This is a genomic window from Micromonospora sp. NPDC005205, assembly GCF_040608275.1.
Classification (GTDB): Bacteria; Actinomycetota; Actinomycetes; order Mycobacteriales; family Micromonosporaceae; genus Micromonospora.
This window is the reverse complement of the sequence record NZ_JBEXHV010000019.1, coordinates 107,060-117,430: the sequence shown is the minus strand read 5'-3', so window position 1 is coordinate 117,430 and position 10,371 is coordinate 107,060. Positions and strand designations below refer to the sequence as shown.

At 71.3% G+C, this 10,371-nt stretch carries 9 protein-coding genes; 4 read left to right on the top strand and 5 right to left on the bottom strand.

What is annotated here, in order from left to right; translation table 11 throughout:
- Window positions 1–203: 203 nt before the first annotated feature.
- On the bottom strand, window positions 204–890 hold the full coding sequence (locus ABZU43_RS27470; RefSeq protein ID WP_355009333.1) for a hypothetical protein: 687 nt from the start codon (window positions 888–890) through the stop codon (window positions 204–206).
- 69 nt (window positions 891–959) lie between these two features.
- Between ABZU43_RS27470 and ABZU43_RS27465 the strand changes: the two genes are divergently transcribed.
- From ABZU43_RS27465 to ABZU43_RS27455, 3 genes are read left to right on the top strand one after another with little or no spacing between them, the layout of a single operon-like run.
- Window positions 960–3,578: a valine--tRNA ligase gene (locus tag ABZU43_RS27465; RefSeq protein ID WP_355009332.1), complete on the top strand. Its 2,619-nt coding sequence runs from the start codon at window positions 960–962 to the stop codon at window positions 3,576–3,578.
- Window positions 3,575–4,909, top strand: a complete 1,335-nt coding sequence (locus ABZU43_RS27460) for a folylpolyglutamate synthase/dihydrofolate synthase family protein (RefSeq protein WP_355009331.1) — start codon at window positions 3,575–3,577, stop codon at window positions 4,907–4,909. Before ABZU43_RS27465 ends, ABZU43_RS27460 begins: the two co-directional genes overlap by 4 nt.
- Window positions 4,906–5,328: a DUF4233 domain-containing protein gene (locus tag ABZU43_RS27455; protein WP_355009330.1), complete on the top strand. Its 423-nt coding sequence runs from the start codon at window positions 4,906–4,908 to the stop codon at window positions 5,326–5,328. Before ABZU43_RS27460 ends, ABZU43_RS27455 begins: the two co-directional genes overlap by 4 nt.
- Window positions 5,329–5,366: 38 nt before the next feature.
- On the opposite strand, the gene ABZU43_RS27450 is transcribed toward ABZU43_RS27455, so the two are convergent.
- A complete protein-coding gene (locus ABZU43_RS27450; protein ID WP_355009329.1) occupies window positions 5,367–6,830 on the bottom strand; it encodes a VOC family protein in 1,464 nt (487 codons plus the stop codon).
- A gap of 141 nt (window positions 6,831–6,971) precedes the next feature.
- On the opposite strand from ABZU43_RS27450, the gene ndk reads away from it, so the two are divergent.
- Window positions 6,972–7,397 (top strand): nucleoside-diphosphate kinase, encoded by a 426-nt coding sequence (gene ndk / locus ABZU43_RS27445; protein WP_088949743.1) that lies wholly within the window; start codon window positions 6,972–6,974, stop codon window positions 7,395–7,397.
- A 37-nt stretch (window positions 7,398–7,434) separates the two neighbouring features.
- Here ndk and sigJ read toward each other — a convergent pair whose 3' ends face one another.
- The 3 genes from sigJ to ABZU43_RS27430 all read right to left on the bottom strand — a co-directional run bounded on the left by sigJ (window position 7,435) and on the right by ABZU43_RS27430 (window position 10,110).
- Window positions 7,435–8,313, bottom strand: a complete 879-nt coding sequence (gene sigJ / locus ABZU43_RS27440) for an RNA polymerase sigma factor SigJ (protein WP_355009328.1) — start codon at window positions 8,311–8,313, stop codon at window positions 7,435–7,437.
- A complete protein-coding gene (locus tag ABZU43_RS27435) occupies window positions 8,310–8,750 on the bottom strand; it encodes a carboxymuconolactone decarboxylase family protein (protein WP_355009327.1) in 441 nt (146 codons plus the stop codon). The genes sigJ and ABZU43_RS27435 overlap by 4 nt, the downstream gene beginning before the upstream one ends.
- Before the next feature lie 340 nt (window positions 8,751–9,090).
- Window positions 9,091–10,110 carry an ArsR family transcriptional regulator gene (locus ABZU43_RS27430; RefSeq protein WP_355009326.1) on the bottom strand — a complete coding sequence of 340 codons (1,020 nt, stop codon included), beginning with the start codon at window positions 10,108–10,110 and terminating at the stop codon, window positions 9,091–9,093.
- Window positions 10,111–10,371: the final 261 nt, after the last annotated feature.

Sequence of the window (10,371 nt, the reverse complement as noted above, 5' to 3'; positions counted from 1 at the left end):
ACGCCGCCGGACAATCTTCCAGAGAAGCCCACCCCATCAGGGGTGGGCTTCTCTGCGTCTCCGCCCCCTTTTTTGTGGGTCATCGGTCTCCCCTGACCAAGGTCACGCTTGATCCTGCTTGTAGTGGCCTCACGGCGTGTGGACACCACTACAACCAGGATGTTGCACGATCTTGCGGGTGGGGGGGCAGGCCGCGTATTCGGTCAGTCTCGGGTCTGCATGCCGGCGCGGAGGTTGCGCAGCAGGCCGCCGGCGTCGTTTACCGACCGACCCGGGAACATCGCCATGACCACGCTGCCGTGGTCGGCCCAGCCGCACACTGCGAAGTCCCCGCCCTCGCCGCTGGTGCTGCCACACTTCAGTACCCCGCCAAAGTCACCCGCGGGCAGCTCCCGCAGACCGTTCACCGCACCGGTCTCGTCCGACATCAGGCGGAAGAGGCTGTCCAGGTCCCGTTCCGGCTGCCAGAGCAGGGTGGTGCCCCCGAAGATGAGCACTGAGCGCTTGTCGTCGGCCGGGTCGCGGTAGACGGTGCCGAAACTGCGGTCCAGTTCGATGTTCGCCGCCAGGCCGCTGCGTAGATAGTCGGCCGTGCTCTTCGCCCGCTCGCTGTCGTCGCGAGTCAGACCCGCCACCCGATCGGGTGAGGCCAGTTGGGTGTCCTTCTGCTGCGCCACCCGCCACCCACCGACACCAAGAACGCCGGCACCGGCGAGACCGACCACCAGCGCGACCGTCCAACCGATCTTGCGTCGGCGTGACCAACCGCTGGGCCGCTCGTCGGGGTCGTCTCCGGAGTCCCGGGTGCTCAGCTGGATCGGCTCTTCGGTGAGCTCGACCGGCTCGCGGCCGCCGTCGCGCGACCGCTCGGTGAGATGTGCGTCGGACATAGCCGACACCGTACGCGAACGGCAGGTGGCGCACGTCAGGTCTGCGGAAGCCCTCCGTAGACTTGTCCGGTGACCGAGAGACTGGATGCCCAACGCCCCGACGCCCCGACCCTTGCCGGCCAGTACCAGCCCGGCGAGGTAGAGCAGCGACGGTACGAGCAGTGGGTAGCCGGCGGGCACTTCCGGGCCTCCGCCGACAGCGACAAGCCCCCGTTCACCATCGTCATCCCGCCGCCGAACGTCACCGGCTCGCTGCACATGGGCCACGCGTTCGAGCACACGCTGATGGACGCGTTGACCCGGCGTAAGCGGATGCAGGGCTTCGAGGCGCTGTGGCTGCCGGGCATGGACCACGCCGGCATCGCCACCCAGAACCTGGTCGAGCGTCAGCTCGCCGCGGAGGGGCTGTCCCGGCACGATCTCGGCCGCGAGAAGTTCGTCGAGCGCGTCTGGCAGTGGAAGGCCGAGTCCGGTGGCGCCATCCTCGGCCAGATGCGTCGCCTCGGCGACTCCGTCGACTGGGACCGCGAGCGCTTCACCATGGACGAGGGGCTGACCCGCGCCGTCCAGACGATCTTCAAGAAGCTCTTCGACGACGGTCTGATCTACCGGGCCAACCGGATCATCAACTGGTGTCCGCGCTGCCTCACGGCGCTCTCCGACATCGAGGTCGAGCACACCGACGACGACGGCGAGCTGATCTCGATCCGCTACAGCGACGACGTCGTGGTGGCCACTACCCGGGCCGAGACGATGCTCGGCGACACCGCCGTGGCGGTGCACCCCGACGACGAGCGCTACCAGCACCTGATCGGCACCGAGGTCGAGCTGCCGTTGACCGGCCGCCGGATCCCGATCGTCGCCGACGCGCACGTCGACCCGACCTTCGGCACCGGCATGGTGAAGGTGACGCCGGCCCACGACCCGAACGACTTCGAGATCGGCCAGCGGCACGACCTGCCCGCGCTGACAGTGATGGACGAGCGCGGCGTGATCACCGTGCCCGGCCCGTTCGAGGGGTTGGACCGGTTCGAGGCGCGACCGGCGATCGTGGCGGCGCTGCGGGAGCAGGGCCGGATCGTCGCCGAGAAGCGTCCGTACGTGCACGCGGTCGGGCACTGCTCCCGGTGCAAGACCACCGTCGAGCCGCGGCTGTCGCTGCAGTGGTTCGTCAACACCGCCCCGCTGGCCCAGGCCGCGGGTGACGCGGTGCGTGACGGCCGGGTCCGCATCGAGCCGGCCGAGCTGGCCAAGCGCTACTTCGCCTGGGTCGACAACATGCACGACTGGTGCATCTCCCGGCAGCTGTGGTGGGGGCACCGCATCCCGGTCTGGTACGGCCCGGCGGGTGAGATCGTCTGCGTCGGCCCCGACGAGGCGCCGCCGACCGGCGAGGGCTGGCACCAGGACGAGGACGTCCTGGACACCTGGTTCTCCAGCGGCCTGTGGCCGTTCTCCACACTGGGCTGGCCCGAGCAGACCCCGGACCTGGCGAAGTTCTATCCGACCAGCGTGCTGGTGACCGGGTACGACATCCTGTTCTTCTGGGTCGCCCGGATGATGATGTTCGGCCTCTACGCGATGGACGGACGCCCGCCCTTCGACGTGGTCGCGCTGCACGGCATGGTGCGCGACCAGTTCGGCAAGAAGATGTCGAAGTCGTTCGGCAACGTGGTCGACCCATTGGACTGGATCGACCGGTACGGCGCCGACGCCACCCGGTTCACCCTGGCGCGGGGCGCGAACCCCGGCCAGGACGTCCCGGTCAGCGAGGAGTGGTGCCAGGGCTCCCGCAACTTCTGCAACAAGCTCTGGAACGCCACCCGGTTCGCCCTGATGAACGGCGCGCACACCACTGGTGACCTGCCCCCCACCGACCAGCTCTCCACCGTCGACCGGTGGATCCTGTCCCGGTTGGCGCACGTCACCGCCGAGGTCGACGAGCAGTTCGAGGCGTACGAGTTCGCCAAGGTGTGCGACCTGCTCTACCACTTCGCCTGGGACGACGTCTGCGACTGGTACGTCGAGCTGAGCAAGCCGGTGCTCGCCGAGGGCGGTGAGCGCGCGGAGGCCAGCCGTCGGGTGCTCGGGCACGTGCTCGACCAGCTGCTGCGGCTGCTGCACCCGGTCATCCCGTTCGTCACCGAGGAGCTGTGGCTCGCGTTGACCGGCGGCGAGACGGTGCAGGCCGCCGCCTGGCCGGTGGCCGACCGGTCGCTGGTCGACGACGCCGCCGAGGCCGAGCTGGTCGGCGTTCAGCGGGTGGTCACCGAGATCCGCCGGTTCCGTTCCGACCAGGGGCTGCGCCCCACGCAGCGGGTGGCTGCCCGCCTGGACGGGCTGTCCGGCGCGGGTATCGCTGCCCACGAGCCGCTGATCCGCTCGCTGGTCCGGTTGGATCCGGCCGGTGACGACTTCCAGGCCAGCGCCACGTTGGCCATGCCCGGCGCGGTCGGTGTCGCGTTGGACACCCGGGGGTCGATCGACGTGGCGGCTGAGCGGGCCCGGCTGACGAAGGACCGCGCGGCAGCCGAGAAGGAGGTCGCGCAGGCCCGGGCGAAGCTCGACAACCCTGCCTTCATCGGCAAGGCCCCCGAGCCGGTGGTCGCGAAGATCCGCGGCCGGCTCGCCACCGCCGAGGCCGACCTGGTCCGGATCGACGCTGCTCTGGAGACACTGCCCTCGTGACCGACCGTACCGAATTCGCCGCCGTCGAGGCCGAGCTGAACGCCCGTGGCTTCACCCGCATGGTCTTCGAGCTGGACCGGATCGAGTCGCTGCTCGACCTGCTCGGCAGCCCGCAGCGGGCGTACCCGACGATCCACCTGACCGGCACCAACGGCAAGACCTCAACCGCGCGGATGATCGACTCGCTGTTGCGGGCGCACGGCCTGCACACCGGGCGGTACACCAGCCCGCACCTGGAGACCGTCCGGGAGCGGATCAGCCTGGACGGGGAGCCGGTCAGCGAGGAACGGTTCGCCTCGGTGTACCGGGAGATCAAACCGCTGGCTGAGCTGGTCGACGCGCGGTCGGACGAGCCGCTGACGTACTTCGACATGACCACCGCGCTGGCGTTCGCCACCTTCGCCGACGCGCCGGTCGACATCGCGGTGGTCGAGGTGGGCCTCGGCGGGGCGGAGGACGCCACGAACGTCCTCCAGGCCGGGGTCTGTGTGATCACCCCGATCGGGCTGGACCACACCGAGTGGCTCGGCGACACGATCCAGGACATCGCGCTGGCGAAGGCCGGCATCATCCACCCGGGGGCCACCGTGATCTCGGCGGCCCAGGAGGAGGAGGCCGCCGGTCCCCTCCTCGACCGCTGCGCCGAGGTCGGGGCCACCATCGCCCGGGAGGGCGGCGAGTTCGGCGTGCTGGGTCGGGCGGTCGCGGTCGGCGGTCAGGTGCTCACCCTCCAGGGGCTGGGTGGCGTCTACGACGACGTGTTCATTCCGCTGCACGGTGCCCACCAGGCGCAGAACGCGGCCATGGCGCTTGCCGCCGTGGAGGCGTTCCTGGGCGCCGGGGCCCGACGTCAGCTGGACATCGAGGCGGTCCGCGAGGGCTTCGCCTCGACCAGCTCCCCGGGTCGGCTGGAGCGGGTGCGTAACGCCCCGACCATCCTGCTGGACGGTGCGCACAACCCGCACGGCATGAAGGCCACAGTCACCGCGCTCCAGGAGGAGTTCGCGTTCAGCAAGCTGGTGGCCGTCATCGGCGTCCTCGCCGACAAGGACGCGGAGGCGCTGCTGGAGCTGCTGGAGCCGGTGGTCGACCAGGTGGTGGTCACCCGCAACAGCTCGCCACGGGCGATGCCGACGGAGGAACTCGAAGCGCTGGCCGCCGAGATCTTCGGCGAGGAGCGGGTGGCTTCGGCGGAGAACATGCCGGACGCGATCGAGCTGGCGGTGGCGATGGCCGAGGAGGACGTCCCCGGTGAGCTGAGCGGCGTCGGGGTGCTGGTCACGGGGTCCGTGGTGACTGTCGCCGACGCGCGCCGGCTGCTGAAGCGATGACCAGCCCGGAGCGGGACCCGCACCCCACCGAGGACCCGACCGGCCCGCCGGTGGGGGAGGAGCCCACGGCCGGGCAGCCGCGACGCTCCGGGTTGCGCAACCCGGAGCGGGCGGTACGCGGTCTCGGTGCTGGCACGCTCAGCCTGGAGGCGCTGGTGCTGTTGCTGGCGATCCAGCCGATCCGGGTGGTCGGCGGTGACCTCGGCGGTGCCGCGATCGGTGCGGTGGTGGCACTGGCGGTGGCCGCCGTGGTGCTCGCCGGCATGATGCGTCGGCAGTGGGCCTGGAACGCCGGCACCGTGCTCCAGGGGCTGCTGTTGTTGGGCGGTCTGCTGCACTGGTCACTGCTCGGGCTGGGCATCATCTTCGCCCTGGTCTGGGCGTACGCGTTGCACGTTCGCCGCGTCATTCTCGGCTGACGGCGGACCCGGCCGGCGCTGTCCGAAGGCGGGCCGGGTCAGGCGTCGGCGCGTTCGCGCCACTGGGTGAGCGCGACGCCGTGGCCATCCGGGTCGCGGAAGGCCGCCGCCCACCCCTCCAGCTTGGTGCCCCGGTTGACCACCCGGGGCGCGTACGTGAAGCGGACGCCCGACTCGCGCAACCGCTCGTACGCCGCCTCGATGTCGCTCACCTCAAGGTTGACGTGCACGAGCCGGCGGCTGATGGGCGCCGCCCCGGTCACCTCGCGCAGGACGATCCGGGTCGCCCCGGAGGCCAGGACGGCGTTGTGGGCACCCTGGTCGACCTCGCTGAAGCCGAGCACGTCGCGGTAGAAGTTGAGCGACCGCTGCAGGTCGGTGACCAGCAGGGTGAGGCCCACCCCGCTGATCGGTGCGGCCGGGTCCGCCCCCGAGCCGGCGTCGAATCCGAAGATCGCCTGGTCCAGTTCCTCATCCGTCACTGTGGTGCGTGCGGCCCCGGCCGGCGGGGGATCGTCCAGCGGAAGATCGAGTGGGTCCAGCGGGTCGGGAGTGCCCGGGCCGGAGCGCTGCGCTGGCGGCGGGTCGAAGCGCTGCGCGCTGGGCGGGTCGACGGGTTCCTCGGCGGGCGGGGCGCTCGCGCCGCTCGCCTGCGAAGCGTCGAACCGGTCGGCGGCGGGCTCGTCGAAGCGCTCCTCGGCGGGCGGGCGCGGCGCCGGAGTGGTTGCCCGTCGGGGCAGCCCGCCGGCCTGCGGCTCGACGACCACGCCCTCCAACACCACCGGGCCACCCGGGCTCTGGTGCATCACCACGGGCTCGCGCTCCTCGGGCACGACGCCCGGGTCGTCGCGCCGGAGGTCGTCGCGCGAAGGGTCGGTGCGCAGCGGGTCACCAAGCGGGTCGCGGAACGGGTCACCGGACGGGTCCCGGAACGGGTCACCGACCGGGTCGCGGAAGTCGTCGTCGGGTGCGCGGTCGGCCCACGGCGGCGCGTCCTGCTGGATCAACAGCTCGTCCACCGGCTCCGCGTCGGCGAACTCCGGCGGAAGATCGGCGACGGCAGCGGCGGTCTCGGCATGGGTGAGCACCTCGTCCCAGAGGACCTTGACGTGCCGCTGGTCGTCCAACGCGACCCGGATCGGCAGGGTCTGGCCCAGCGACGGCCACTTGGAGACCGGCACCCTCGGCTCAATGATCTTCTTGGACCGCGGCGGCAGACCAGGGGCGTCGATCACCAGTTGGAGTTCGCAGCGGCCGAACGCGTACTGGGTGGGTGGTTCGGAGGCGCTGTGCACGTGCCCGACGCCGACGACCCACGTGCGACCGCCGCCGCGTACGGTCGCCAGCGCGATCGCCAGCACCAGCAGGGCGACCCCCAGAGCCACGATGGCCCAACTCGTCATGCCGAGCCCGAACAGGACGACGAACGTGGCAACGGTGCCCAGCACCGCGCCGATCAGCTTGCGTACCGGCGCGATGGGTCGGTTCCCGCCATTCGCCACAGTGGACCTCCCGGGGTCAGGACCAGGCTAGGCCGGATCGGCCACCGGGGGAAAGACCGGCCGCCGCGCCGGTGCCGGGACCGGGTCGCTAGGCTGACCGTACCGATCCCAAGCGTTCATCGCGTACAGGAGGAACCCAGCGTGTCCAGCAACAGCCCGGATGAGCGCAGCCTCGTTCTGATCAAGCCCGACGCGGTCCGCCGCGGCCTGGTCGGCGAGGTCCTCTCCCGCTTCGAGCGCAAGGGGCTGCGGATCGACGCGATGGCGCACCGGACGATGGATGCCGCGCTCGCCGACGAGCACTACGCCGAGCACGTCGACAAGGCGTTCTACCCGCCGCTGAAGGACTTCATGACCGGCGGCCCGCTGGTCGCCCTGGTGCTCTCCGGCGACCAGGTCATCGACGTGGTCCGCGGGCTGGTCGGCGCCACCGACGGACGCAAGGCCGCCGCCGGCACCATCCGGGGTGACCTGTCGCTGTCCAACCGGGAGAACCTGGTGCACGCCTCCGACTCGACTGACAGCGCCAAGCGCGAGATCGCGCTCTGGTTCCCCGAGCTGGGCTGACGCCCACCGGCCCGGGGTCGACCGACGACGCCCGGGTTCAGCCGACCGCCGGCACCTTCGCCGGGTTGCCGACCACGTAGATCCCGGTGATCCGTCCGTCGGCCGCGGCGATGGTCAGCGTGTACCGACTGCCGTCCGCGCGGGTGATCAACATCGCCGGTTCCCCGTTGAGCTCCACCGGATCCATCGCCACTCGGTGACGCGGGCCGTAGACCCCGGCGTAGAACCGGGCGATCCGGTCGGCGCCGCTGACCGGGTTGAGGGCGGCCCGCACCCGACCGCCGCCGTCGTTCCAGGCGGTGGCGTCGGCGGCCACCAGGTCGGTGAGCCTCGCCAGGTCACCGTCGCGGGCCGCGGCGAGGAACGCGTCCAGCAGCCGCTCCCGCTCCGGGCGGCTGGCGGTGAACCGACGCTGCTCCTGCCGTACCCGCGCGGTCGCCCGGTGGTACAGCTGCCGACAGTCGGCGACGGACCGCTCCAGGATCTCGGCGATCTCCGCGTACGGCAGGTCGAAGGCCGTGTGCAGGACGTACACCGCCCGCTCCGGCGGGGTGAGCCGCTCCAGGACGTGCAGCAACGCGGTGGAGAGCGAGTCGCGTAGCTCCACCCGGTCCAACGGCCCGAACGGCGAGGGCGCGGTCGGCACCGGCTCGGGCAGCCACGTCCCGACGTACGTCTCGCGGGCCGCCTGCCGCGCGCGCAGCCGGTCCAGTGCCAACCGGGTGACCACCCTGGACAGGTATCGGCGCGGCTCCTCGACCCGGGCCCGGTCCACACCGAGCCAGCGCAGGTACGCCTCCTGGAGCACGTCCTCCGCGTCGTGCCGGCTGCCGAGCAGGCGGTACGCGAGACCGAGCAGCATCGGCCGGTGCGCCTCGAGCGCACCGCCCGCCTCCGCTGCCGCCTCGGTGGTCACGCCTGGGCTGGAGGCTCCAGCCGCATCGTCACCCCGATCCGATTCCACACGTTGATTGTGGCAATCGCGATGACGAGGTCGGCCAGTTCCTTCTCGGACCAGACCTTCGCGGCGTCATCCCACACCTCGTCCGGCACCCCGTTCTCGCCGAGCCGGGTGACCGCGTCGGTGAGGGCCAACGCGGCCCGCTCCCGCTCGTCGAAGAAGGGAGCCTCCCGCCAGGCGGCTACCGCGAACAGCCGGCGGCTCGACTCGCCGTCGGCGAGCGCGTCCCGGCTGTGCATGTCCACGCAGTACGCGCACCCGTTGATCATCGACGCCCGCAGTTTCACCAGCTCCAGCACTGTGCGGTCGACGTTCGTCTGAACGTACTTCTCCAACCCCAAGACGGCCTTGTACGCCTGCGGTGCGACCTCGGCCGGGTTCATCCGTTGCACGACTACCTCCTGATCGGTCCGACACCGTTACGACGGCCGGACCGGGCCGGGTCGTGACAACCAAGACTGTGATCCCGCGCACGGGCCGTCCCCGACCCCCGGTCGATCATGGAGTTGTTGCCACGACACGCCGTCGAGCGAGGCAACAACTCCATGATCAACGTGGGGTTGGGTCGGGGATGGGGCCCGCCAGCGCCGTCTGGCCCCGGCAGGCCGAACAGCTCCCCGTTGCCGACCGTCAGGTCGACGCCGCGGTCTGCCCGGACCTTCCGACGCTCGTGATCAGCAGGCTAGAAGTGACGGGTACGGGTGGGAAACGGATTCGGATCGAGCCGAATGCTCAGGCCGAGGCGCTCGTCGGCTCGTCACCGACGAGCTGCACCAGTGCCAGACCGGCCGGTTCCAGGCCGTACAACACCCGCCGACCCACCCGGCGCCGGTGTACCACGCCCGCGGCCAGCAGCGCGGAGAGCTGCTCCGACACGGTGCTCGGAGCCAGCCCCAACGTGGCCGCGAGGCCCGCGGTGGTGGCTGGCCTCGCCAGCGCCCGCAGCACCTGGGCGCGACCCCGACCGACCAGCACCGCCAGCCGGTCCGTGGCCGGTGTCGTCCGGGCCGCCGAGACCGGCCCACTCTCGGCGAGCACTGCCGCCCCGCGCGCCTGGTAGGAGACGGCGATGATCTCCGGATGGTCGGTGGCGCAGACGAGTGCCCCCTCCGAGAAGATCAAGGGAAGCAGCAGCAGTCGCTGGTTCACCGCCGTGAACTGCTGCTCCGACGGCTTCACCAGGGTCAGCACCGGCTTGTTCCAGCGCACCCGTTCGTGCAGGTCGGCCAGGAGCGCGTCCGGGCCGTACGCGGCGAGCGCACGGGCCCGATGCAGCACCTCCTCGTCCAGCGCCGCCTGCATCGCCGGCCACCACGGCGCGATGGCCGCGTCCCAGTACGCCTGGATGCCGTCGGCGAGCCGGTCCAGGGCGGCCCGCCGGTCCTTGACGAACGGGCGGAGCCACTCCGGCAGGTCGTCCGGGTGGTAGTAGTGGGGGATCTGCTCGGTGATCACCTCGGCCGGCGTCGCGCGCAGCTCGGCGAGCTGGTCGGCCAGGGTCGGCGCGGCCAACGTGGGGATCGGGCTGAGGAAGTCCGGTGCGGGTAGGCCGCTGGTCAGCAGCCGGGCCGGCGCGGTCGCCGGCACGCCGTCGAGCACCCGCCGTGCGTGCCGCGCCCAGGCGGTGTACGGCCAGGGCGCCTCAATCGGATTGCGGTGCAGCAGTAACAGACTGGTCAGCACCTCCCAGAGCGGGCTGGTGGCGATCCGGGTCCGGAGCAGCGTCGGCTCGTCCAACTCGATCCGGATCACCCGGTGAGCCTAGGGTGCCGGCGCGGGCGTTCACTCGGCGGCGGGGCGGTCGGCGGGTCGAGTATCGTTGAGCACTGTAAGGCGATGACCCGGCCATCACCGGTGAGCCTCCGGAAGAACAGCCGGGCAACCGGCTCAGTAGAACCGGACGGATGCGGCCCGTCACAGCCGACAATGAGCGGGCGGTCGATCCTGACCGCCAAGCGGGGTGGTACCGCGGGCCACCCGGGAGCGCCGTTCCAGGCGTACCCGGAGGTTCGT

What these genes read in the sequence shown, in the direction of transcription:
- ABZU43_RS27470 (WP_355009333.1), bottom strand. Translation starts at nt 890, where the DNA reads ATGTCCGACGCACATCTCACCGAGCGGTCGCGCGACGGCGGCCGCGAG.
- ABZU43_RS27455 (WP_355009330.1), top strand. Translation starts at nt 4,906, where the DNA reads ATGACCAGCCCGGAGCGGGACCCGCACCCCACCGAGGACCCGACCGGC.